The 25437-nt window shown below is 43.1% G+C and carries 21 protein-coding genes; 11 read left to right on the top strand and 10 right to left on the bottom strand.

What is annotated here, in order from left to right; all coding sequences use genetic code 11:
* Positions 1-100: 100 nt before the first annotated feature.
* Genes NO989_RS19440 through NO989_RS19420 form a run of 5 tightly spaced genes read right to left on the bottom strand, consistent with a single transcriptional unit; the run spans position 101 to position 4547 of the window.
* On the bottom strand, positions 101-1357 hold the full coding sequence (locus tag NO989_RS19440; protein WP_014976979.1) for a cyclopropane-fatty-acyl-phospholipid synthase family protein: 1257 nt from the start codon (positions 1355-1357) through the stop codon (positions 101-103).
* Between the two features lie 2 nt (positions 1358-1359).
* Positions 1360-2103 (bottom strand): DUF1365 family protein, encoded by a 744-nt coding sequence (locus NO989_RS19435; RefSeq protein ID WP_171337356.1) that lies wholly within the window; start codon positions 2101-2103, stop codon positions 1360-1362.
* Positions 2100-3365: an NAD(P)/FAD-dependent oxidoreductase gene (locus tag NO989_RS19430; RefSeq protein ID WP_171337357.1), complete on the bottom strand. Its 1266-nt coding sequence runs from the start codon at positions 3363-3365 to the stop codon at positions 2100-2102. The genes NO989_RS19435 and NO989_RS19430 overlap by 4 nt, the downstream gene beginning before the upstream one ends.
* Before the next feature lie 10 nt (positions 3366-3375).
* The gene (locus tag NO989_RS19425; RefSeq protein WP_171337358.1) at positions 3376-4095 is read right to left on the bottom strand and encodes an SDR family NAD(P)-dependent oxidoreductase; all 720 of its coding nucleotides are present in this window, start codon (positions 4093-4095) and stop codon (positions 3376-3378) included.
* Positions 4092-4547: a nuclear transport factor 2 family protein gene (locus NO989_RS19420; protein ID WP_014976976.1), complete on the bottom strand. Its 456-nt coding sequence runs from the start codon at positions 4545-4547 to the stop codon at positions 4092-4094. Before NO989_RS19420 ends, NO989_RS19425 begins: the two co-directional genes overlap by 4 nt.
* Positions 4548-4803: 256 nt before the next feature.
* On the opposite strand from NO989_RS19420, the gene NO989_RS19415 reads away from it, so the two are divergent.
* The 3 genes from NO989_RS19415 to NO989_RS19405 all read left to right on the top strand — a co-directional run bounded on the left by NO989_RS19415 (position 4804) and on the right by NO989_RS19405 (position 6845).
* Positions 4804-5379, top strand: a complete 576-nt coding sequence (locus NO989_RS19415; RefSeq protein ID WP_014950075.1) for an LON peptidase substrate-binding domain-containing protein — start codon at positions 4804-4806, stop codon at positions 5377-5379.
* Positions 5380-5497: 118 nt separating this feature from the next.
* Positions 5498-6109, top strand: a complete 612-nt coding sequence (locus NO989_RS19410; protein WP_049586614.1) for a sigma-70 family RNA polymerase sigma factor — start codon at positions 5498-5500, stop codon at positions 6107-6109.
* The gene (locus NO989_RS19405) at positions 6102-6845 is read left to right on the top strand and encodes a ChrR family anti-sigma-E factor (protein WP_171337359.1); all 744 of its coding nucleotides are present in this window, start codon (positions 6102-6104) and stop codon (positions 6843-6845) included. The genes NO989_RS19410 and NO989_RS19405 overlap by 8 nt, the downstream gene beginning before the upstream one ends.
* Positions 6846-6956: 111 nt before the next feature.
* Here the strand turns inward: NO989_RS19405 and NO989_RS19400 are convergent, their stop codons facing one another.
* Positions 6957-7721, bottom strand: coding sequence for an outer membrane protein assembly factor BamD (locus tag NO989_RS19400; RefSeq protein WP_014950072.1), 765 nt, complete (start codon positions 7719-7721; stop codon positions 6957-6959).
* A 186-nt stretch (positions 7722-7907) separates the two neighbouring features.
* Here NO989_RS19400 and rluD point away from each other — a divergent pair, with 186 nt between their 5' ends.
* The 5 genes from rluD to NO989_RS19375 all read left to right on the top strand — a co-directional run bounded on the left by rluD (position 7908) and on the right by NO989_RS19375 (position 14349).
* Positions 7908-8891, top strand: coding sequence for a 23S rRNA pseudouridine(1911/1915/1917) synthase RluD (gene rluD / locus NO989_RS19395; RefSeq protein WP_014950071.1), 984 nt, complete (start codon positions 7908-7910; stop codon positions 8889-8891).
* A 16-nt stretch (positions 8892-8907) separates the two neighbouring features.
* Entirely contained in the window at positions 8908-9663 is a 756-nt protein-coding gene (pgeF, locus tag NO989_RS19390) for a peptidoglycan editing factor PgeF (RefSeq protein ID WP_171337360.1), read from the top strand.
* A gap of 249 nt (positions 9664-9912) precedes the next feature.
* Positions 9913-12489 (top strand): ATP-dependent chaperone ClpB, encoded by a 2577-nt coding sequence (gene clpB / locus NO989_RS19385; protein ID WP_014950068.1) that lies wholly within the window; start codon positions 9913-9915, stop codon positions 12487-12489.
* Between the two features lie 231 nt (positions 12490-12720).
* Positions 12721-13041, top strand: coding sequence for a hypothetical protein (locus NO989_RS19380; RefSeq protein ID WP_371343040.1), 321 nt, complete (start codon positions 12721-12723; stop codon positions 13039-13041).
* A gap of 180 nt (positions 13042-13221) precedes the next feature.
* Positions 13222-14349 carry a DcaP family trimeric outer membrane transporter gene (locus NO989_RS19375; RefSeq protein ID WP_371343039.1) on the top strand — a complete coding sequence of 376 codons (1128 nt, stop codon included), beginning with the start codon at positions 13222-13224 and terminating at the stop codon, positions 14347-14349.
* Between the two features lie 62 nt (positions 14350-14411).
* Here NO989_RS19375 and NO989_RS19370 read toward each other — a convergent pair whose 3' ends face one another.
* Positions 14412-15317 (bottom strand): LysR family transcriptional regulator, encoded by a 906-nt coding sequence (locus NO989_RS19370; protein WP_321824646.1) that lies wholly within the window; start codon positions 15315-15317, stop codon positions 14412-14414.
* A 160-nt stretch (positions 15318-15477) separates the two neighbouring features.
* Between NO989_RS19370 and NO989_RS19365 the strand changes: the two genes are divergently transcribed.
* Both NO989_RS19365 and dld read left to right on the top strand, forming a co-directional pair.
* Positions 15478-17187 (top strand): L-lactate permease, encoded by a 1710-nt coding sequence (locus tag NO989_RS19365; RefSeq protein WP_371343038.1) that lies wholly within the window; start codon positions 15478-15480, stop codon positions 17185-17187.
* A gap of 37 nt (positions 17188-17224) precedes the next feature.
* A complete protein-coding gene (gene dld / locus NO989_RS19360; RefSeq protein WP_371343037.1) occupies positions 17225-18928 on the top strand; it encodes a D-lactate dehydrogenase in 1704 nt (567 codons plus the stop codon).
* A gap of 18 nt (positions 18929-18946) precedes the next feature.
* Here the strand turns inward: dld and prsT are convergent, their stop codons facing one another.
* From prsT to xdp1 (NO989_RS19345), 3 genes are all read right to left on the bottom strand, one after another.
* Positions 18947-21760 carry an XrtA/PEP-CTERM system TPR-repeat protein PrsT gene (gene prsT / locus NO989_RS19355; RefSeq protein WP_371343036.1) on the bottom strand — a complete coding sequence of 938 codons (2814 nt, stop codon included), beginning with the start codon at positions 21758-21760 and terminating at the stop codon, positions 18947-18949.
* A 105-nt stretch (positions 21761-21865) separates the two neighbouring features.
* The gene (xdp1, locus tag NO989_RS19350; protein ID WP_371343035.1) at positions 21866-22735 is read right to left on the bottom strand and encodes an exosortase-dependent surface protein XDP1; all 870 of its coding nucleotides are present in this window, start codon (positions 22733-22735) and stop codon (positions 21866-21868) included.
* Between the two features lie 163 nt (positions 22736-22898).
* Positions 22899-23834, bottom strand: a complete 936-nt coding sequence (gene xdp1 / locus NO989_RS19345; protein WP_371343034.1) for an exosortase-dependent surface protein XDP1 — start codon at positions 23832-23834, stop codon at positions 22899-22901.
* A 376-nt stretch (positions 23835-24210) separates the two neighbouring features.
* On the opposite strand from xdp1 (NO989_RS19345), the gene pssA reads away from it, so the two are divergent.
* Positions 24211-25014, top strand: coding sequence for a CDP-diacylglycerol--serine O-phosphatidyltransferase (gene pssA, locus NO989_RS19340; RefSeq protein ID WP_371343033.1), 804 nt, complete (start codon positions 24211-24213; stop codon positions 25012-25014).
* Positions 25015-25437 lie beyond the last annotated feature (423 nt).

Below are 25437 nucleotides of genomic sequence, written 5' to 3'. Positions count from 1 at the left end.
CATGAGCCGTATACGAGGCCCGTATGTACGGTTCTGTGAGAGGGATGAGGCGGTGACGCCTCACCCTACTCGATGTCACTACTATCGATAATTAGCGTTGTTAAACACGAGCCAAATCAAGTCTGTAATGAGGCTTTGAAATCACAAGCTGAACGGTACTGATTGTCCTTTCTAAAAAACCACCTTCACAATATTTCAGGTAGTAGGTCCACATCCGCATAAAACGCTCGTCATAACCGTCGTTTAAAAGCTCATCTTTTGCAGAGATAAATGCTTCATACCAATGGTTCAGTGTTTTCGCATAGTCAATCCCGATGTCGTGTAAGTCACGAATCATCATATTAGTGTACTTTTTCAGGTGAGCGTTAAGCTGGTGCTGAGAAGGTAAAAATCCACCCGGAAAGATATATTTCTGAATAAAGTCGACACTATTTGAATAGCTGTCGTAACGTCTGTCATCAATGGTTATTGACTGAAGCAGCATTAGGCCATCGTCTTTTAAAAGTGACGAGCATTTCTCAAAGAAATTTCCTAAAAATTGTTTGCCTACAGCTTCAATCATCTCGATAGACACGAGCTTATCGTACTTGCCTTCAAGTAGGCGATAATCCTTTTTCAGCAAAGTGATTTTGCTTTCAAGTCCTTCTCGGGCAATCCATTCTTTTGCCCATGCATGCTGCTCTTCTGAAATGGTAGTGGTCGTTACGCGGCAACCATAATGCTTAGCAGCATAGACGGCTAGCCCGCCCCAGCCCGTGCCAATCTCTAGAAGATGATCGGTTTCGCTAAGCTGTAACTTGTCGCAAATGGCTTTGAGCTTGTAATTTTGTGCATCATTGAGAGTTGCATTCGGATCTGGGTATATGGCTGACGAATACATCATTGTTGGGTCAAGGAAGCGGGTATAAAGCTTATTACCCAGATCGTAATGCGCCTCGATATTTTTCTTGGCTTGGTCCTTTGTATTTCGACGTGCAAAGTGTTGAATCTTGTTGATGGGCATAGTCACCCATTTAAATTTATTCTCCCATTCGTCAAGGGTAGATAAATTCCTAGCAAACACTCTTACCACGGCTGTTACGTCGTCACTGTCCCATAACCCGTCCATGAATGCTTCTCCGGCGCCCACACTTCCGCCAAGCAATAAGCGTCGATAGGCTTGTACATCCTTGATATTTACCGTTGCACGCAAATCGCTTTCGTCTGTGCCGAAACGCGCAACGACATCGCCGTTTTCTTGAATGGTTAAACTGCCAAAAGGCAGTTGTTTTAAGCATTGTAGGAATAGAGTTCTACACGCTTTATCTACAAAGGAGACCTCTGAGGTGGTCAGTAGTACAGATTCACCAAAAGACATTGTTATTGTTCCTGACTTTTTTCTGGGTGTGTATACAGTGGCGTTCGTTTAAGCAATAGTTTAAGCGCGTGCCAATAAATTCCAGCCACAGTTTTTATTGTCATACTGGGTATACGTTTAAGTGCCGCAGATAGATTCGCATTATCTAAAGTAAATTTAGTCAAATTTATCCCTGCACTGAACTCTTTGTCGTCTCTTACACAATCCATCGCAAGTGACAGTCTAGTCGACGGCTGCGATATCGACCATTTGTAGGTCATATCCATTGGATTAAACGGGGAAACATGAAAAGCTTTTGGCGTATCGTCTTGAGTATCTAGATTTACAAGGTAGTGATGACGCTCATTCCACGGCGTATTACTTACTTCGGCAAGCATATGTGTATACTTACCTTCGGCATTGCGTAGGTAATAGAAATTCACCGGGCTGAAATACAGCCCCCACATACGCAGTTGTCCCAGCATAAAGACATCGCCTTGAAGCGTCTTCCCTCCGTTTAACTCTGTCATTCTGTCTATTACTGCCTGACCTAGAGGTAAAGAGGGATCACCTAAATAGTCTTCACGCTTGAAACGCACTCTAGCCTTGTTGTATGCAGAGAAGCGTTTTAACGTACTGGACAAGGTTTCGAGTTCGTTGCTCTCAAGCTTTAGCCAAAATAAATAAATGTCATAGTCAAATTTATGCTGAGTAGGCTTAAACCGTTGGTGATAAACCTTACCCTTGTAGATGGCACTTTCTATCACAGGGCTTCACCAAAGCGAGAACAAACATCAAGTGCGCTAGTTACGCCGTCTTCATGAAAACCGTTATACCAGTAGGCTCCACAAAAATGTAAGTTGTCTACGCCACAAATTTCATTTCTTCTTGCTTGGGCGTTGACCATGCTGGCACTGTATTGCGGATGTGCGTACTGATAGCTTCGAAGAATACTCTTTTGGTCTATTTCCGCAGTATTATTTAACGTTACACAGTAGGTGCTTTGTGCTTCAAGGCGTTGAAGAATATTCATGTTATAAGTGACAGAAGCGGGGCGGGCTTCCTCACTTGCGTCTTCTTTTAAGCTGTAATTCCAACTCGCCCAAGCTAATTTTCTTTTAGGCAGCTGTGAAATATCTTTGTGCATCACCACGTCGTTTTCTGCGTAAGGGATATTTCCAAGGATATCTCGATGCAGCGAAGTCGGTGAGTGAATCATTTTTAACGCTTGGTCACTGTGGCACGCAAATACCACATGATCATACATCGCAGCGTTGCCTGAAGAGTCGGTAACCTGCCACTTATCATCGCTTTTCGCTACCGACAGAACGGCCGTCGATAGTTTTATCTTAGACTCAAATGGTGCGATTAAAGGCGGAATGTATTGGCTTGACCCACCTTTAATTGTGTACCACTGAGGACGGTCGGTAATATTGAGCAAGCCATGGTTGTTGAAAAACTGCAAAAAGAACGTGAGTGGAAACTTTCTCGTTTGCTCTAAGCTGCTGGACCAAATTGCGGCGCACATAGGCAAAATATAATAACGTGCAAAGTCATCGCTTAGTTTTAATTCTCTAATGACGTCTTCTAACGTAAGTGAAGAAGTATCACGGTTTTCTGCGACCATCGCTTTACACGCTTTGTTAAACGTCAATATGTCTTTCACGATACGCCAGAATTTAGGCCTCAGAATATTACGCCGCTGTGCAAATAAACTGTTTAAGTTATTGCCGTTGTATTCTAGGTTTGCCTTTTTACTCATTACAGAGAAGCTCATCTCTGTTGGTTGATACTCAACATCTAACTGATTAATGAGCTTTATAAAGTTAGGGTAGGTCCAATCATTAAAAACGATAAAACCTGTATCGATATGGTGAGTTTCCCCATTGTCGCTTATTTTCTTCGTTGCAGTATGACCACCTATATAGTCATTTGCTTCGTACACTGTGATATCGTGCTGCCTATTTAGAAGGTGCGCGCAGGTCAAACCAGAAATACCTGTGCCAATGATGGCAATCTTATTGTTCATTCATCTTCTCTTATTGTTTTTCTCTCATTGCCAACGACAATCGCTTTTGCAGTGGGGTTGGCAGTATATGCATAAAGCGCAGAATAAAACCAAAGAACCGAGGGAAGAAAACTGTTTGTTTGTTGCCCTCTATTCCTTTAAGCATAGCGTTAGCGGCTTCTTCAGCGCTAATTTTCATTGGCATTTCAAAATCGTTTTTATCTGTGAGGGGCGTTTCTACAAATCCAGGAGACACCGCTTGCACTTTCACGCCTTTGTGGTGAAGGTCTACTTCTAATGATTTAGTAAAATAATGTAGGGCAGCTTTGCTCGCACCGTACGCTTGCGTTCGCGTAAAAGGAAGTAGGCGAGCCATGCTGTCAACAATCACAAGCTTGTCGCCTTGCTTAAGTCGTGGAAGAAGAGCGTCTACACAATGAACAACGCCAAAGAAATTAGGTTCAAATACGCGGCGAAACATGTCTGGCTCGAAGTCGTCGATATCTACATATTCGCAGGTACCAGCGTTGAGTACAGCAATGTCAAACTTAACCGTTGCTAGCGCCCGTCGAGTATCGTCAAGATCAGTGACATCGAACTGGCATGCGCTAATATTATTGTACTTACTGAGCTCGTTGAGTGTGTCTTCATTTCGACCACAGGCAATCACTTGATAACCGCTGTTTGCAGCCTTTATTGCTAATGCTTTACCAATACCCGATGTGGCGCCAGTAATTAGAATACTTTTCACTTTGCTAGCTTCCCTTTAATTTTTTTAACGACAAAACCTAGGATGGGTACGTGCTCATAGACCATTTCGCCCAAGTCGTAATAATCTTTGTGGTAAATAATGCTGTCATCGCTGACACCAAGTTGCGTGGTGCCATCTAGCGTAATTTGCTTATCACTATCTTTCAGCGTAAGGGTCATCGTCCAGTTTGCGATATGGGTAACCTTTGAATGACTTGATGGATGCTCTTTTGAGCCATTGGGCGAGCAAGTAAAAATGTCCGCAATGTCGAACTTACAGCTTTCGGCTTGCGTCAATAAGTTGGAAAAATAGCGTTTTACTTCATCAATGCCATGGTGTGTAGTGATTGGGTCGATAAACAGTATGTCGTCGGCATAGATATGTTCTAGGTCGTCTGGAGAAATTTGACATATGTCTGTGTAAATTTTACAAAAGCGTCCAATGACGTCCATGGCCTTTCCTTAACTCATAATTCAAAATCAGATTTGCATATCGGTAATGTCGACGCTTAAAAAAATTCGCGGTTATTTTCACGTTCAAATTGCAAGTCTCTGATATGAAATCTGTTAATGTTTTATTTAAAAACTAAATTACATTAATCGTCGTGCTAAAGATCATGTTTTTCCATTTATATGTGAAAAATTTTCCCATTCGATCCTAATTGTTCTCACTTGCGTAATTATTTTCGTGTTTTCGGAAGTGCTGAGTATGAGTGTAGAACGTTTTCCTTTATTTCCTTTATCTGCGCACCTTTTGCCGGAAGGTAGAATGGCATTGCGCATTTTTGAGCCACGATACGTGCGAATGGTTAAGCAGGCATGTGCTGAAAATAAAGGCTTTGTGATGTGTATGCTTAATGCTAACGGTGACAAAAATTTGAATGAGCATATTCATAAAATAGGTACTTATGCGCAGGTTGTTGACTTCGACATGCTCGATGATGGGTTGCTTGGCATAAAGGTTGCTGGTTCTCATTTAGTTGAGGTAAGTAGCATAGAAGTTGAAAAAGATGGTCTTCGTACCGGTAGTTGCAAGGTGTTAGAACCTTGGCAGTGCGATTTGGCTCCTCAACAAATAGCGCCTATGGACGAGCGACTTAAAGAAATATTTGGAAATTACGAAGAGTTGGCATCGCTTTATGAATCACCAAAGTTTGATTGCCCTAATTGGGTATTAAATCGGTGGTTAGAATTATTGCCAGTAGACGGCTCGCAAAAACAGCACTTTTTAGCGCAAAGAGAATGTACCAGTTTACTGAACTATCTCTCTGCATTAATTGCTTAGTCGTTGAGTCGGTTAAAGACATTACAAATTCGTAATCCAATATTAGCGATTTTCGCATACGTTTTAAGTCATAACGCCGTAGAATGATACAATCAAAACGGAAAAGCGGACGAATCTTATGTTAGTTGGAATTCCTTTGGAACAAAGCAACAGCACAATCAAGCCTAAAGAGTGTGCAACTGAAATGTCTGATTACCTTGTCGCGGTTGCAGACACCCGATGTAAGCGCTCATTTGCAAGAGTGTTCAACTATTTCGCGCCTCGGCTGCGCTCTTACGCACTCAAACAGATGGGTAATGAGGCACTGGCCATGGAACTGGTACAAGATACTATGTCAAATGTGTGGCAGAAAGCGCATCTGTTCAATGCAGAAAAAGGTTCTCCGTCAACGTGGATTTTCACAATTGCGCGTAACATCCGCTTTGATATGCTTAGAAAGCTGCGGAATAGGAAAGAGGATGTTTGTTCTGACGATTTATGGCCAGTTTTATGCGAGCAAACAGCCGATGCAAACGAGGCGCCACTCGACGAACAAGTTACTTTAGAGCAGATTGGCCATTTGTTCGAATCATTACCTGTAAAACAAAAAGCAGTGGTTGAAGCTATTTATATTGATGGCAAGTCACAACAAGAAGTCTCCGATGAGCTTTCAATTCCATTAGGTACAGTAAAGTCGCGGACACGTTTGGCACTTCAACGATTAAAGGTCATGTTAAACGATAATGATTAGGTTTCACCCAAGTGCCCAGCAACTTAAAGATTTTGTTGAGGGCACATTGTCACCTGCTATATCACTGATGGTCTCTGCACATTGTGACATGTGTGAGAAATGTCAGCGTTTTGTTGAAATTGAAACGGAAAGTCTTGCTGCTCAAATGGTTTCGAACGCCAATTCAACGGCAAGCGACAGAGCTGAAATGTCGCTTCAGTTTGGTGACATGCTATCCCAAATTACGCAGCTCCCATCATCGAAACAAAATAATGCTTTGATGGAGCAGCCCACAGCGTATCGTGAGCCCGTAAAGAGGCGGGCGGCCTTGCAGACGCAGGCAAGTGCAAATACCATCGAGTTAGATGGAAGGGTATTCACTTTACCCAGAACGCTTCACCGCTACATCGATAAGACAGGTAACTGGTCAAGTTTGGTCGGAAAGCTGTGGCAGGCGCCAGTTGACCTTGGAAACCAAGGTGTTGCTAATTTTATCTTCATGGGAAGTGGCGGTAGTGTACCTGAGCACACGCACCGTGGAACGGAATATACATTAGTCATTGATGGTGAGTTCAGTGATGGGCTAAGTCGTTATGATACCGGCGACTTTATTTTTATGGATGGAGATAAGACGCACACGCCAAAATCCGAAGGTAAAGAAGGCTGCCTTGTATTTAGCATTGTCGATCAGCCATTGCACTTTACTTCGGGCCTTGCAAGATTGTTAAACCCTTTTAGTCACTTGTTTTTCCGCTAGTAATCTATCAAGCGAACGCAGTCAATATGTGACATCCAGATACAAAAAAACGCACAAATGTGCGTTTTTTTATTGGTTGCATAAAGCTCTAGCAAAACAGAATAGCCAAATCTAGCTAATAAATTCGCTGTCAGGGTAGTTAAGCTTTAGTGTCTTCATCGCATTGTTACGCAATTCATCTAGGCCAAGCTGCTCATAACTTGAAACCATAATTTCGAGTGCTTGTTGCACTTGAGTGGTATTCGGGAAGTGCTCTATAACATAGCGACCACGGTTTGCTGCAGCGACATAAGCCTGGCGTCTCATGTAGAAACGTGCAATAGCGATTTCATAGCGAGCCAAGCGGTCTTTAATATGAACCATGCGCTGTTTCGCATCTGCGGCATATTTGCTATCTGGATATTGTTGAATCAGTCTGCGGAAATCTTCAAACGCAGCACGAGACTTCGACGGGTCTCTATCCGTACGGTCAATATTCATTAACTCTTGGAAAAGGTTGCTATCTGATTCCATGTTAGTTAATCCACGCATGTAATACGCGTAATCAACATCTGAATGGTTTGGATTCAGACGAATAAATCTGTCGATAGTGGCAAGCGTTTCTTCGTTTTTACCTGACTTATAATAGCTATAAATAAGGTCTAGCTGTACCTGGTGGGATAGGGGACCGAACGGGTAGCGCGAATCTAGCGCGCTTAACGTTTGTGCTGCAGCGCTGAAGTTACCTACTTCCATGCTCTGCTTTGCTCTGTCGTACAGTTGCTGCGCACCCATGTTAGCTAATACGGCTTTTTCTTCATTATCTGAAGAGCTACATCCTGCGACAGATACCATAGCACCCAATAAAACGGGGGCCAGTAGACGAAATGATTTCATAATAATTCTATTTTCCTGCTAAACAGTTTTAATACTTCGCTGTCTAAGCTCATGTGTTAAACAACAACACTTTAATTGCATTCTAACGTACTAACGATGAGAAAAACCATACAAAAACGTAAACAAGGCAGTGTACAGCGTGAATACTTGTTATAATACCCTTTTTTAGACGTAATCAATGGTGTTATGACACAGTCGCCGAACACAATACAATTAGAAGCTTCAACGGAAGCTGCGCATTTTGGTTTACGGTTAGATCAGGTTTTGGCTGATTTGTTCCCTGAATATTCTCGTTCTAAGTTAAAAACTTGGATCCAAGATGGGAATGTTGCTGTAAACGGTGAAGTAATCACCGTGCCTCGCCACAAAATGCAAATGGATGAACTTGTTACTGTACAGGCCGAAATGGATGTACAAGTAACGAGCGAAGCGCAAGACATCGCGTTAAACATTGTTTATGAAGATGAACACATCCTAGTCATAAACAAACCAGCAGATTTGGTTGTGCATCCAGGTGCAGGGAACCCAAGCGGTACCGTGCTAAATGCCTTGTTAAATCATTGTCCAGAGATAGACAAAGTTCCACGTGCGGGCATTGTCCATCGCCTTGACAAAGACACGACGGGGTTAATGGTAGTAGCAAAAACAATTCCTGCTCAAACGCATCTTGTTGACCAACTTCAACGTCGGGAAATGAGTCGTGAATACGAAGCCGTTGCCTTAGGTACGATGGTCGCTGGTGGTATTGTAGATGCGCCTATTGGTAGACACGCAACAAAACGTACGCATATGGCAGTACGTGAAATGGGCAAACCAGCGGTCACTCATTTTCGTGTTATCGAAAAATTTCGCGCATACACGCACCTGCGTTTGAAGCTTGAAACTGGCCGTACGCACCAAATCCGCGTACACATGGCCCACATTAAGCATCCTTTGCTTGGCGACCAAGTTTATGGCGGGCGTCCTCGTCTTCCTAAAGGGGCGTCAGAAGAATTTATCGCTGCGCTTCGCGGATTCCAACGTCAGGCGTTGCACGCCGCACAGCTCTCGCTGTTTCACCCTGAAACGGAAGAGTGGATGACGTGGAAAGCTCCCCTACCTCAAGATATGCAGGACTTGCTTAAAGCCGTGAAAAAGGACACCGCGGACAATCCACAAGATATGCTTTAATGAGTAAGGCGAACTTATGACATTGTCAGCTGCGAATTCACCTATTTCATCCACGCTGGATTTGATTACGCCAGCGTGGTCATGTCCCGCAAATGTTGTTGCATACACAACGACAAGAATGGGAGGTACAAGCATAGGTGATTTTGCAGGTTTGAACGTTGGCGCCCACGTGGGGGACGACCTCCTACTAGTGAAAGCCAATAGAAGCCTAATTCCACATAGTGAAAAGATCACATGGTTGGAGCAAGTGCACGGCAAGCGCGTGGTGTCATTGCCGAGCGCAGATACCACCGCTGATGCGTCGTATTCTTCTTCAATATCGCATTTTTGTGCGGTAATGACCGCAGACTGCGTGCCCATTTTATTGTGTGATGAAAGCGGTCAAGAAGTGGCGGCAGTACATGCTGGTTGGAAAGGTCTCGATACTAACATTATCGGAAGTGCAGTTTCACACTTTGGCAGCGACGCAAAAAAACTCATCGCTTGGGTTGGTCCTGCAATCAGCGGGCCCTGCTACGAAGTTGATGCACAGTTGGCGAGTAAGTTTCGCCATATAGACGGTGCCATTGCCAATAGCTCTAATAGAGGGAAGTACTTATTAGATCTACCTCTAGTGGCACAGGTGCAATTGCAGCAAGCTGGCGTTGAGAGTATTACACAAAGTAACTTGTGTACTTACACTGACGAACAGCGTTTTTACTCCCATCGAAGAGCTACGCATCAAAACAAGCGCACGACTGGGCGTATAGTTAGCGTAATAGGCCTGCTTTAAATTGTTTCGAAAAAAGGCGGCAGTTTTAGTCTGATCACACAGTTGCGCTAGATCAAACTTCATACATTATTTGTTATCTTTTTGGCTAACTTTTTAATCTCATACTTGAATCGCAATTGAGCAGCCTACATAACTAGAACATAAAGAATACCATTCCGCATAGATCATTACCCACTCAGCGAGAGTTAAAATGTTCGTAATTGCGGCGTGTTACCGCAGGTATAGTTGTTCATTAATTAGGTTGAAATTATGAGACTAGATAGATTTACCAGTAAATTTCAGCTCGCAATATCCGATGCTCAATCACTCGCATTGGGGCGAGATCATCAATACATTGAACCTGTCCATTTAATGACTGCCATGCTAAATCAGCAAGGCGGGTCAGTACGCCCTTTGCTTGACCAAGCAAACATCAATGTAAATGCGCTACGCTCAGCACTGAGCCAAGCTATTGAGCGCCTACCTCGTATTGAAGGCATTGGGGGAGATGTTCAATTAAGTAAAGACAGCGGCATTTTGCTAAATCTTTGTGACAAGATAGCGCAGCAGCGAAAAGACGAATACATCACTTCAGAAATCTTTGTTCTAGCGGCGCTACAAGATAAAGGGCGCTTGGGGGAAATACTCAAAAGCCTGAATATCACTAAAGAAGCTATTGAAAGCGCAATAGACGACATGCGTGGTGGCCAGAAGGTCACGGATCCTAATGCTGAAGATGTACGTCAGGCGCTTGAAAAATACACGACAGATTTAACCGAGCGAGCAGAACAAGGCAAGCTCGACCCGGTCATTGGTCGAGACGATGAGATTCGCCGAACTGTTCAAGTACTGCAGCGTCGAACCAAAAACAACCCAGTACTCATTGGTGAGCCGGGTGTGGGTAAAACGGCTATTGTTGAAGGGTTGGCTCAGCGCATCATTAATGGCGAAGTGCCTGAGGGCTTAAAGAACAAGCGTGTTCTTGCCCTTGATATGGGCGCGTTAGTGGCGGGAGCTAAATATCGCGGTGAGTTTGAAGAACGCCTTAAAGCAGTGCTTAATGAGCTGGCTAAAGAAGAAGGCCGCGTGATCTTATTCGTTGACGAACTGCACACCATGGTAGGTGCAGGGAAGGGCGATGGAGCGATGGATGCAGGTAATATGCTTAAACCTGCGTTAGCCCGTGGTGAACTTCACTGCGTTGGTGCTACAACACTGGATGAATATCGTCAGTACATTGAAAAAGACGCAGCACTTGAACGTCGTTTCCAAAAGGTATTAGTTGAAGAACCAAGCGTTGAAGACACTATTGCTATTCTGCGTGGCTTAAAAGAGCGCTATGAGCTCCATCACTCGGTAGATATTACTGATCCCGCTATCGTTGCAGCGGCAAGTTTGTCGCATCGTTATATTAGCGACCGCCAATTGCCAGACAAAGCCATTGATCTTATAGACGAGGCTGCGTCTAGCATTCGATTGCAAATAGACTCCAAGCCCGAAGAGATGGATCGTCTAGAGCGTCGTATCATCCAGCTAAAATTGGAAGAGCAAGCTCTGGCCAAAGAAACAGATGATGCGAGTCATAAGCGACTTGAGATGATTGAGTTAGAGCGTGAGCAAGCGGAAACCAAGTACGCAGAGCTTGAGAAAGTGTGGTTGGATGAGAAAGACGCCATGCAGGGCACTCAAACCATTAAAGGGGAGCTTGAGCAGGCTAAACTTGACTTGGAGATAGCGCGACGTGCATCTGATTTGAATCGTATGTCGGAACTTCAGTACGGCCGTATTCCAGAGCTTGAAGCAAAGTTAGAGCAAGCGGCTGAAAACGAAACTCGCGAGACGACGTTACTTAAAAATAAAGTGACGGACGTTGAAATTGCAGATGTGCTTTCGCGATGGACGGGTATACCTGTAGCGCGAATGCTTGAGGGCGAGCGTGAGAAGTTGTTGCGTATGGAAGACGTACTTCACAAACGGGTTGTTGGACAAGAAGAAGCGGTTGAAGCTGTTTCAAACGCAATTCGCCGTTCACGTGCTGGGCTTGCGGATCCAAATCGACCTATTGGCTCATTCTTATTTTTAGGGCCAACTGGCGTGGGCAAAACTGAGCTCTGCAAAGCCTTGGCAGGCTTTATGTTCGATACTGAAGATGCCATGGTGCGTATCGATATGTCAGAGTTTATGGAAAAACACTCGGTAGCACGCTTAGTGGGTGCACCTCCTGGCTATGTTGGCTACGAGGAAGGTGGCTACTTAACCGAAGCGGTGCGTCGCAAACCATACTCGGTCATTTTGTTGGATGAGGTTGAAAAGGCACATCCAGATGTATTCAATATTCTGCTTCAAGTACTAGATGACGGCCGGTTGACTGACGGACAAGGACGTACTGTAGATTTTAAAAATACCGTTGTGATCATGACGTCCAACTTAGGTTCAGATATCATTCAAGATAAGCACAACGAAAGTCAGTATGACGATATGAAAGCGTCGGTAATGAGTGTTGTAGGGCAACACTTCAGACCGGAGTTCATCAACCGCGTCGATGATATTGTGGTATTCCATCCATTAGGGAAGGAGCAAATAAAATCTATTGCTAAAATTCAGCTTGCCTCGCTTCGCGCTAGGCTCGCAGAAAAAGGATATAAGCTTACTCTGTCTGCTGCTGCTATGGATAAATTGGCGGACGCGGGCTTCGACCCAGTGTTTGGCGCACGTCCGCTTAAGCGAGCGATACAAGTGCAGGTGGAAAATCCACTTGCGCATCAATTACTCGCTGGCGAATTAATACCGGAATCAACCATTCGTATTGATGCAGATGACAGCGGACTTTTCGTTGTCAGCAATTAAAACCAAAAGGCACTGGAGACAGTGCCTTTTTTATTGCCAGTAGATTCCGCGAAAGACCATTAATCGGCAGCTTCATAACAAAAAACGATTTACTAAAAAGCCACTGGTCGAAGAGCGACAGATTACGCTTTCTTGTTTAATGAATTTTCCTAATACAGCTAATTAATTTTCTTGATTTAATAATGATAACGATTATCATTAACTTATTGTTGAGAGGGTTAAGAGGTTGCGATGCAGTTATATAATTCAAACGAAGGGGTAGTTTCTGCGCGCTCAATGCCCCGAGATATAGCTAAGCTTTGTGCGCATTTCATATTATGCATGATTGTGAGCGCAGTCGGTGCCATAGGTACTGGTTTTGCCGTATTTGCATTGAGTGTAAATCAAGCGACATTCTCGCCTGCAGATACTATTATTTCTGCACTTACTGTGTTTTCTCTGTCTTTGTGTTTAAGTTGGTTTTCGCAAAGTTGGGGTAAGGCACTTCAATCAATATCATTACTTTCACTTATCGTGTTAGCAACAAGTAGCCTTTTATTATTTTTCTATTGAGCGATTTATGCTCAATATTCTTCATCTCTTTACACAATTAACATTCAAAAAGTAAACCTCTGATTATGCGAATTTAGGAAAAAGTTAATATTCTAAACTCGGTTTATCCTCTGAGCACGAACGAATACATTATCCGCCCGTTAACGACATGTTAAATAGTTTCAGCTATTAGGACGAATAATGAAAACAAACAATAAATACACCCTACGCTTATCTGCTTGTGCATTAGCGCTAATTCTTAACCCTTCTCACGGCATAGAGTTGTTCAACGGGAAGGTTGGTAACGAACACGTTAAGGTTAGTGTTGGAGGTTATGCCAAAGTAGATGTCAGGCATGTTGAAGGGGATATTGCTTATCAGGATTATTGGATTGGTAATTTTCCTGGCGGGGAAGCAATAGAGACATCACACACAGGTTTCAATGTAGGAGAGTCACGCTTAAATATGGGCGTTTCTATAGGGGAGGTGAGTACTTTTATAGAAGTCGATATGTATGGCGGAGGCGGTAACGAAGCGGTAAGTAACTCTACTAACTTGAGATTACGTCACTTCTTCATCACCTATAAGAACTGGAGTGCGGGGCAAAACTGGAGCACCTTTATGCCGCTTCACGTTATTCCTGAGTCGTTAGATTTTGGTGGTCCTCATGTAGGAGAAGTGTTTGCAAGGCAAGTTCAGGTTAGATACACCTCTGGAAACTGGCAATTTGCCATCGAAAGCCCGGAGACCATTGGGGATGGTGATACCGACGCACCTGCCAATGCTGTAGGGCTTACAGGTGTAGCCGCTGACCCTGATGAGTCTACACCCGACTTTGTTGTACGATACAATTTAGATAGTCAATATGGGCAATATGCTTTCGGCTCTGTAATACGACTTGTCGATCAAGGAGGGGTTGAAGAAATTACAGCAGCAGTAAATATCGCAGGCAAAATACCACTTTTTGCAAAAGATGATCTACGTTTTCAATTAACCGCGGGTAAGCCCGGTCGGTATGCTGCGGCCGGCATGACTGCTGATGTTGTTGAGGATCCTGCAACTCAAACATTGGAAACGGAAAGTACGCTGGCTTATACCGTAGCGTATCGCCATTTTTGGACCGAAACCCTCCGCAGCACTGTATTTTATGGAGCAGCTAAAACAGATATTTTGGGGCGCAAACGTTCGCACTGGGCGGTGAATGTTATTGATACGGTAGCGCCGCGTCTTGATGTTGGCCTAGAGTTTGGTGCTTATTCTATCAATGATGACAACATAGACAGCATTGACTCGAATTACATCCAAGCGTCAGCTAAGTTCGCGTTTTAAGATCGCTTCAATTATGTTTAGCGCCATGTTTTTGATGTAAACGGAGATTACTTCAATGTTTATCAATAAAAATAGGCGCTTCTATTGCTAAACGCCTCTTGAAGGTAGTTGACCAGTAGCTTTAGCTTTTTGTCAGGCTGACGCGAACGAGGGTAAACGGCATAAATACCCATAGTCTTAGTTACGTACTCGGCAAGTAGAGGCGAAAGCGCCCCATCTTCGATATCTTCATGCACTAATGCCTTGGGAAGAAATGCTACACCCACACCTGCAATAGCGGCTTGCCTTAACGCATCCAAGTTATTTGACTGTATTCGCCCGCCAATTTGAACATTATGAAGCTCTCCTTCAATATGAAACGGCCAGAAGTCTGGGCCAGTGCTATCGTACTTGTAAATTAAGCAATTATGTTCAGTTAAGTCATCAGGATGAATTGGGCGACTTTTGTTTTTTAGATAAGTGGGGCTTGCGCATACTATCCATTTTGAATCTATAAGGCGTTTAGCAATAAGAGAGGAGTCCTCAAGGTGGGCTGTACGAATGGCGAGATCGTAGCCTTCTTCAATGATATTGGTAACGCGATTGGTAATTGCAAGCTCTACATCCACCTCTTCGTGTAAATTGCAAAACTCGGCAATTGCGCGATTTAAGACCAGTTTTGCTGATACATTGGGCATAGTAATTCGGATTTTTCCACGCACTTCATCACTGTAACCACTGACGGCATCTTCTGCGTCTTGAATGGCTAAATTGGCGATTCTCGCCTTATTGTACAGTGTTCTTCCTGCATCAGTTAAATTGAGCTTTCGTGTAGAGCGGTAAAGCAATTGAACGTTCAAATCTGACTCTAATCGTGCGATACGCTTACTTACCACAGAATTAGTTAGGTTGAGTTTTTGAGCGACCTTTGAAAAAGAGCCTTCATCAACTACGTTCACAAAAAGGATAATATCGTCTGCTTTTGCCACTATTAGTCCAAAAATGGAAATAAACTTTGTCTTTAATGCATATATATCAACACGTGAGAAATTAGTACAGTCGCATACCTAAATTTTAACCCTGCATTAACATCGAGTTTCTAACGTTAGAAACTCGAATAATTAACTAATTATAATAAGAGGAAAACTCATGAATGAGATAACCCTTGGATTATTAGCGTTGCTACCTATAACGCTTTCAGCAGTGCTGCTATTGGGTTTACAGTGGTCTGCGAAAAGAGCAATGCCAGTTGTATTAGCAAGTACAGCACTTATGGCACTTTTAGCATGGGATATGTCGGCAGTACGGGTGGGCGCTTCAATTCTACAAGGCTTAGTGATTACAGTATCTGTTTTGTGGATTGTATTTGGAGCAATTTTTCTGCTCAACACATTGAAATATACTGGAGCAATTGATGTTATCCGCCAGGGTTTCACCAACATTTCACCTGATAGAAGAGTTCAGGCAATAATCATTGCTTGGTGCTTCGGTACTTTTATTGAAGGTGCTTCTGGTTTTGGCACGCCGGCCGCTATAGCGGCTCCTTTGCTTGTTGCCATCGGTTTTCCAGCATTGGCTGCCGTACTTATTGGTATGATGATCCAAAGCACACCCGTCTCTTTCGGCGCGGTGGGAACGCCTATTGTCATTGGTGTAAACAAAGGCTTAGACGGCCAAGCGATCAGTCAGACTTTGCAGGCTCAAGGCTGGCAATGGGAGCAGTTTATTCAACTAATCACCTCTGAAGTGGCAATTATCCACGGAATTATTGGCTCATTTATGCCAGTCTTAATGGCTGTAATGCTCACTCGCTTTTTTGGCTCCAACAAGTCTTGGCGCGAAGGGTTACAAATTCTACCTTTCGCCTTATTCGCAGGCGTTAGCTTTACCATTCCTTACGTATTTACCGGCATTGTATTAGGCCCTGAATTTCCATCGTTGATTGGAGGATTGGTGAGCTTGGCAGTGGTTGTTACTGCAGCTAAAAATGGTTTCTTGATGCCTAAAAAAACATGGGATTTCCCGCCGAAAGCGTCATGGGACAAAGGTTGGCTGGGTAATTTGGAAATAAAAGCAGACGACATAACGTCACAAAAGGCCATGCATTGGGTTACGGCTTGGGTCCCTTATTTAGTTGTTGCACTTTTGCTCGTTATATCCAGAGTGTTTCCAACAATAAAAGAATTTACTACGTCGCTGACACTCTCATTTGACAACATACTGGGTGAAACCGGTGTAAGTGCATCAATCAGTCCGCTATATCTTCCTGGTGGGTTGTTGTTAATAGGTGCATTGGTTGCAGTAATCATTCAAAGTAAAAAGGTATCCAAGGGAGAAGTGTTGTTTAAGGCTTTCAATGATTCCAGCAAAACGTTGCTAAGTGCTGGTTTTGTATTGATGTTCACAATTCCTATGGTTAGGCTTTTTATAAACTCAGGTGTGAATGGCGCCGACATCGTCAGTATGCCGATAGCTGGCGCGCAATTGTTCGCCAATATGTTTGGCGAAGCTTTCCCATTAATTAGCCCTACTATTGGTGCATTAGGTGCATTTATCGCAGGCTCGAACACAGTATCAAATATGATGTTCAGCCAGTTTCAGTTCGAAGCAGCACTAAGCCTTCAATTGTCACCTGCACTAATTATCGCAGCGCAAGCCGTTGGGGCGGCTGCCGGAAATATGATTGCAATACACAATGTTGTAGCTGCGTCGGCAACAGTAGGATTAATGGGGCAAGAGGGAGCTACTTTAAGAAAGACTATTATCCCAACTATATATTACGTTGCATTTGCAGGTATTTTAGTATGGTTTGGGGTTTATGTGTTTGACGTCGGCGGTCCATTAGTCGGCACAAACTAATTTTTAATACGCATTGCACTGTTCTAAGGAGTTATACATGCAAACAACCCCAATTATTGACGCTTTTAAACGCGTGCTAGGGGAAAGCAACCTTGCCGTAGGAACGCGCCAAACTGAGCACTATCGCAAGGGATGGCGGTCAGGCGAGGGCGAAGCATTGGCTGTACTTTTTCCACATACGCTAATGCAATATTGGGAAGTGCTAAAGGTTTGCGTTGAATATAACTGCATCATTATTATGCAGGCCGCGAAAACCGGCTTGACCGAAGGCTCAACGCCAAGTGGAAGCGACTATGATAGACCAGTGGTGGTTATAAATACGTTAGCAATGGACGATATTGTTCTGGTTAACGACGGAACACAAGTATTGAGCTTTCCAGGAGCAACACTGTTCAAACTTGAAAAGGCGCTAAAGCCACTCGGGCGTGCGCCTCACTCTGTAATTGGTTCGTCGTGTCTAGGTGCGTCTATTGTCGGTGGTGTTGCAAACAACTCAGGTGGGGCACTTGTCAAAAGGGGACCTGCCTATACTGAGTTATCGCTGTTCGCTCAGGTGGATACAAACGGAGAGCTAAAGCTTGTTAATCACCTAGGGATAGATTTAGGCGACACGCCAGAAGAAATTATCGGAAACCTTTCTTCTGGCAACTTTCCAAAATCTCTACCTGAAACCAGTATGAAAGCGTCGGCAAGTGATTATGAATACATCGTTAGAGACGTAAATGCTGATACGCCGAGCCGCTTTAATGCCGATCCAACACGGCTTTACGAAGCCAGTGGATGCGCAGGTAAAATTGCTGTTTTCGCGGTGCGCTTAGACACATTCGAAGTGCCTAATAAAGAACAAACGTTTTATATCGGTACGAATGATGCCTCTGTACTTACTCGTATTCGCAGAGACATACTGACTCAGTGTAAAAACGTTCCTGAGGTGGGTGAATATCTTCATAGAGAAATGTTCGATATTGCAGATGTTTACGGAAAAGATACCATCATAAGTATTCAGCGTTTGGGAACTGACTCGCTACCTAAAATGTTTGCACTCAAAGGGCGGGTGGATGCCGTGCTCAACAAGTTACCTCTGCTTCCTCCTTACCTAAGCGATAGATTGATGCAGTTCGGTAGTAAGTTCTTTTCTGACCAAATACCCTCGAGTATAAGAACTTACCGCGACAAGTACGAGCATCATCTAATCCTTAAAATGAGCGATGGTGGCATCGAAGAGGTTAAAACGCTTTTGGCCAAGCTGTTTAACGAAGAGAAGCTAGATGGTGACTACATTACTTGTAATGAAGAAGAAGCGTCTAAGGCGTTTTTATTACGTTTTGCTGCAGCTGGCGCCGCGGTTCGCTATCAAACGTTACACCATAAGCAAGTAGGAGACATCTTAGCATTGGACATCGCATTGCGCCGCAATGATGATTTATGGGTAGAGAACCTGCCTGAGCACATCGCCAAACACGTTGAAAAGTCACTTTATTATGGACATTTCTTCTGCCATGTCTTTCATCAAGATTACATACTTAAAAAAGGCAGCGACGCCAAAAAAGTAAAAGCAGATATGTTGGCACTATTAGACAGTCGTGGCGCTAAGTATCCGGCTGAACACAATGTAGGTCATTTGTATGAAGCCGAAAGTAACTTGCAGAAATTTTACAAAGACTTAGATCCAACCAATATGTTTAACCCTGGTATTGGCAAAATGGAAAAGCACAAACGCAATTGTTCGTGCTGCCTATAGCTGCATGCGAAGAGAGCCTTATAGGCTCTCTAATAGCGTTCTTGCTTGAGGACGCTTAAAGAAAGGGCGTTCCACTTTTACTGCATATTCTAACTCTTTTTTCGCCTCTTCAATTCTATTGAGCTTGGCTAGCGTGTAGCCCAGATGATAGCGAATATTTGGGTCGTTGGCGTCTCTGGCGAACGCATCCCTCAGCATTTTAAGGCTGCCTTCATAGTCTCCTTGTAGCGCTTTGATGTGACCGTAGGTATCCAATATTTTTGCTGAGTTTGGTTGAAGCTCGTAGGCCTGACGTGCATAGTTTTTTGCAGTGACTAGCGATTCCTCGATATGCATGATCGCTAGGCGATTGTAAGCCTCAGCAGGGTTGAGTAAGTTTGGTTGCTCAACAAGTTCCTTGTAAAGCGCTATCGACTCATCGAACTCTTGAATAAAGAATAAGTATTGCGCCAACAGGTTTTTTGCCAGCAGATTGTTTTCATTCTCGCTCACCAGTTTTCTTGCCGTATTCAAGAATACATCGACAAACTGATCGTTCAGTGCGTAGTTGTAAATGGCAACAAAAGCCTGTGCAAAAGTAGCGTCTACATCTAACGTTTTTTCAAACTCTCTGATAGCACGTTCACTGTTTCCCTTATTTGCTGCCAACCGGCCTTTTAAGAAATAATAAACCGGATTTTTTTGTTGGTTTGCGGGAATGGTTGTTAGCAGTGATTGTGCTTTGTCGTTGTTTTGCATGTCGAGCAGTAGGCTCACATAACGCAACGTGACAAACGTACTTGTATTCGCTATTTCATACGCTCGGGCCATGGCGTCTAAGGCGTTTTCATTATTATCAATACTTCGAGCTTGATCCGCATATGCGATAAGCTTGCCGGCATCGTCATTGATAAAATTCCTCACAATACTTAGCGTTTTTTCTGCATCGGCACGTCGACCTGCTTCTAACTGAAGCGCTGCTTTTCTAAGGAGATAATCGGCGTTGTCGAAGTCGTCTTTGATTAAGAGGTCTAAGTGATAGAGCGCATTTTTTGTGTCGCCTTGTTGTTGATACAAAGATGAAACGCGCTCTCTCGCTCCAGTATTTGAAGGCGAGAGTGTCAATATATCGAGATAAATTTGCTTAGCTTCTTCTAGATTTCCTGCTTTGGTCAAATTGAACGCTTTCAGCATCAGCGTTTCATTATGTTGGGGAGACAGAGCAAGTAACTCTTCTACTAGCAGGTTAGATTTATCGACATTTCCTAAACGGCTTTCCGTGGCTGCTAAATTGAATTTCGCAGGGAAAAGCGTCGGGTTTTGCACTAGCGCTTTTTCTATATTGATCTTGGCTTCTTCTAACTGACCTTGTCTAATCAATATGCCAGCTTTAAGGTTATATACTTCAGCTTCTTCAGGAAAAAGCCCACTTAGCAGGTTTGCACCTTTTAATGCATTGTCAAACTTCTGCGCCTGTAAATTCATTAATGAATAAGTAAAAAGAAAACCCGCGTTATCTTTGTAGTTAGGTAAATTGTTTTCTAGGATCGACAGCGCTTCATCTTGCTTACCTCTGGCAGCCATTAATTTAATTTTAAATAGCTGGAGCTTGTTTTCATTCGGGTATTTATATTCAAGATTTTGCAAAAGTCGCTCGGCTTTAAAGGCTTTGTTTTGGCGAATAAATAAGTCACCTAAAAGCAGTGCTGAGTCTGGGTCTTCCATTAACGCATCCTGATGACGTTCAAGTAGGGCAAGGGCCTGTTTATCTTGTTGAGTCGCCATGTAAACTTGGCTCAACATCAATACCGCCTGTAAGTCATCAGGCTCTTGTTGCAGATAAGCGTTAAAATCTTTCGCGGCTGTTTCCATGTTGTTGTTAAAGAAGTTTGTTAAACCACTTATGTAGAGCAACATGGGTTGAGAAGTAATAAGCTCAGGATCCAGTTGAGCCATGAAATCGTTAAGCTCTTTTAGTTTTTCGTTATCGATAGCTTGCTGGTTGTCTCTGCTTTGTAACCAGCTATTAAGTAAAATGGCCAGAGGATCATTAGGCGTGTCTTCAATGATCTCATCAACGAATAGCTTTGCTGTATCGTAGTCTTTCGCTTCTAAATACAAGTCTACTAGATTTCGCAGGGCAATGGGGTCGTCTCGGTTAAACGTTAGGGCTTTTTGTAAATGTGCAGTTGCCGCGTCAGTATCTCCCTGTCGGTATGCCAGTTGCCCTTTCAAACGCCATGTTATTGCGTTTTCTGGTTCTAACGACATGGCTTTATTGATAAGCGAGGTCGCTTTGGATAAATCTTCATTTTGAAGGGCAATAGAGGCTAGACCGTTAATGGCAGGTACGAAGTCTGGCGTACGGGAAACGATAGTGTTGTAATCACGAAGAGCGCACTGTTCATCTTCCAATCTAATACACGCGGTTGCACGAATCATCAACCATTCACGCTCTGCATTACCCGATAGCTTGCTCAAATCAGAAAAGTCTACAATTTCTTGGTACCTGTTCAAAAACAACCAAGTGTTGCCGAGAGGCTCTGCCAGAAGGTTGATATCTGCACCCATTTCCAACGCTTCTACAAACTCCATTTCTGCTGCAGTTAAGTAGCCATTAATAAGCAGTATTTCGCCCATTAGGATTTTTGCAGCAAGGTTTTCAGGATCTTTTTGTAAGCTGTTTTTAAGGTGGATATAGGCTTCGTCGTATTCATTTTGATTAAACGCGGTCAGTGCTTTTTCGTAGTCTTCTGACGTAGAAGCAAAACTGTTAAAAGCGATTAATGATGAGGCAACTGCAGAGACAATTGCGCGTTGTACAACACGCTTTTTATTATTAAAAAAATCCATATAAACCTTCGAAATTTAGCCTAGCCACTGGCTTAAAAATAGCATAAAAAAAGGTGGCCTAAGCCACCTTCTAAAGATACGTGTTTTCTAAGCGTTTTTAAACAATTAAACGCGGCGCTTACGTCTATAAAGAACAAGACCTAAACCCAACCCCATCAGTGCTAGGGCGCCAGGCTCACTAACTTGTGTTGGAGGTGGATTTGTTTCTGCATTTAGACTGGCTGTTACAGAAGAAAGTTTAAATCCGACACCTTCAAAATCACCAATACTAGTATCGAAGAAAGTGTTATATGCCCCGATCAACCAATACTTTGCGGTAGTTAGCTCAGTAAACGAAGATTGGTAATTGGAGATGTCATAATGGCCGATAGCGGTTGATATAGCATTTCCCGCAATATCTGCCCAAGTGTTTGAGCCTGAAAAAAGAGACAGCGAGTTATCCTTCAGACCTGCGACCGTGATCTCTTTCGAACTGCTGCTTCCATCAACCCATGAAAAGCTAGCTCCAGTTAAAGAAACAGCTGTATCAAAACTTAGCAGAAGCATGTCAAAGTCACGTTTACCATGGTACTCATTGAAGTTATCAATCGAGTGACCATCTGCATAATATCTATTTCCATATATAAATGCATCTTGGTTCTCTATCGCAAGTCCTTGACCCCATTTATCAATTGTAGCCGACTTAACGGTTTCATCTTCCCATCGTGAATCACCATTTACGTAAATATCTGAACCATAGTAATAAATAGCGTCGTGAGAGCCTGTATCTGACCAAGCGGTAATACCTACATTGACTGTCTTTCCTTGGATCGTAACGACAGACGTGCCCTGCGCTGGGTTCACAGTGGTGGAGTAGTTTTTGCTACCATTACTATTGACTAAATCATATATTAATGAGTCTTTATGAGAATCTGTAGCTGCTACAGAAAAGCTGAAAACTGTTAAGAACGATACTAACACTCGAGAATACATCATTTTTATTCCTACGGCTTATGGAATTACTTCTTTCAGAGTGTAAGCTATTTTTGTGCCATGTTTTAAGCTGCTGTTTTTTATTAGTTTATTTTGTCAATTTCATAAGCAAGTAAAAAAAACTGACAGATTTTTCAATCTGTCAGTGATCTAAAGTCTAATTTCTTCAAATGAATTTTTTGCGACGCCACATCACGAGAAGTGAACAAGCCATGAGTAAGCCAATGGTGCCAGGTTCAGAAACTTCTGTTGGCGTTGGCGTACCGGCAGACTCTGTTACTGAGAAGCCAACATTAGCAAGCTTAAAGGCATCATTACCTACATGGCCGCCAATATTTCCGAATACGGTGTTATAAGCGCCAACCAGCCAATATTGAGCGGACTCAGTGAAAGTAAAGTCAGCGCGGTGATCTAAATATTCACAACTCTCAATGTCGAACGAAGCTGAAGTTAGGGCATCAGCGACAATATCACTCCACGTGTTAACGCCAGAGGTTAATTTCGCCGTATTGCCAAGCGCTGCTACAGAGACTTGACTATCGTTACTACTGTATAGCCAAGAAAAGCTAGCGCCGGTAAGCGTTACCGCAGAGTCGAACGATAACAACACGAAGTCATAGTCACGTTCAACGTTAGTCATACCACTGTAATAAGCGTTCGCGCTACCTTGAGAGTAATAGTTGATATTGTCAATGGCGTGGTCGGCACCGTCGCGATAGTATGCTTCATCATTGTTTGTTATGCCGTAAGCCCATTTATCTGAGATTTTTTCTAACTTGGCGCCAACGACTGTTTCGCCGGTAACTCCTTGTGTGTCAGAAAAGGCGGACATATTAATATTTAATCCGTCTATTTGAACAAAGGAATTATTCGTCTGATTGGTTTGTGTCACTTTGTCATCGACTAGATCATAGGTGTATTCTCCCAACGGAGAGTTACATACATTGCTTTGTTCGTTGCTTTGGCTCGATGACCCACAGTGAGAATAACTTTGCTTTTTATAGTAGGTAGCGAATGCTGAATTAGCACTCAGGGTAGATAGCAAAGCTGTGGAAAGTAATAGTACAGTTTGCAAAGAAAACGTTTTTTGTAGCGTTCGCATAATTGCTTTCCTATATATGAAGCGCAAAGCACTTCAAGTACACGCCGAGTGATGTGTGCGCATATTATGCGAACACAAACTTGGTAGTACCTAATTTCAACATGGACTTGTATGATATAAGAACGGTGAGCTATTTAAGGTATGTAACCGTATACCTAGTTATTAGTTGTTTGTTTGATCGTGAGCATACGCTGTCCTGAATAAATAGAAGCCAAGCGCCGGCATTGTGGTAGGAGTACGTGTAATCAATGCAAAGCTAATAACGTTTTGCAACGGCGTTATGTTAAGGAACGAGGCAGCCTTTTTACTTTGCTATGCGTTCCTGCATATCTATGAAATAATTAGTGCAATTGTATATGTAGAAGTATGAGGACATATGTCTGATCAAAAACGTAAAGGGATATACTTACTTCCCAACTTATTAACAACAGCAGGGTTGTTTTCGGGTTTCTTTGCTGTGGTTTCGTCAATGAACGGCAGGTTCGAAGCCGCGGCAGTGGCTATCTTTGTTGCTATGATTTTTGATGGCTTAGATGGGCGTGTGGCAAGAATGACGAACACGCAAAGCGACTTTGGTGCTGAGTATGACTCAATGGCAGATATGGTTTCATTTGGAATGGCACCTGCACTTGTTGCTTATAATTGGGGGTTAACTGAGCTGGGCAAGTTAGGCTGGTTAGCGGCTTTTATATATGTAGCGGGTGCAGCTCTTCGTTTAGCTCGCTTCAATACGCAAGTTGGTATTGCCGATAAGCGTTTCTTCCAAGGTCTCGCAAGTCCGGCGGCTGCGGCTGTTGTCTCTGGTCTTGTATGGGTTGGAGTTGAGTATGATGCTGTTGGTACCGACTATGGTTTAATAGTTGCTGCAGTAACTGGCTTGGCAGGTTTGCTGATGGTGAGTAACTTTAAATACAATTCTTTCAAAGAAGTTGATTGGCACGGTAAGGTTCCATTTGTAGGCCTTCTTTTAATTCTTCTGATATTCGTTGTTGTGGCAACAGAACCCGCTTTAGTATTGTTCCTTGTTTTTGCACTATATGCGTTAGCTGGACCTATCAATACGTTTCGTACCGTTGAGAAAGTAACGTTAGACGATGTAGTGGGCGACCATGAAGAAGATGCAGACTTCAATGCCGATAAAAAGAAAAGCAATGAAAGTGTAGACAATAAGCAGGAATGATTACGTAGCAATAATCAGATGTCTTCGCTCAATAATAAAGAGGATATGCCTTTTTGAGCTGATAGAATAAGGATATACAAGCGTAAACGTATGCTTAATGTACTAATAGATTAAAAAGCGACCGAACGGTCGCTTTTTTTATATTTATTTAAAAAAGGGTGTTGACGATGCTACAGGAATGCGTAGAATGCGCGCCTCCTCAACAGGGAACAGCAAAACGCTAACAACTGATGAGGATGTCAAAACCCAAGTTTAAAAATAAATAAACAAAAGTTGTTGACAAAAAAAAGATACGCTGTAAGATACGCATCCGCTTCGGGAGAGGCAGCTAGCAAAAGCTAGTAACGTTCTTTAAAAATTTAGACAAGACAATCTGTGTGGGCACTCGTTAAGAGTGTCACATAACGACGATTCATATTTCGA

This window comes from Alteromonas sp. DY56-G5 (assembly GCF_041414725.1).
GTDB classification, from domain to species: Bacteria; Pseudomonadota; Gammaproteobacteria; order Enterobacterales; family Alteromonadaceae; genus Alteromonas; species Alteromonas macleodii.
This window is presented reverse-complemented; position numbering and strand designations above follow the sequence as displayed.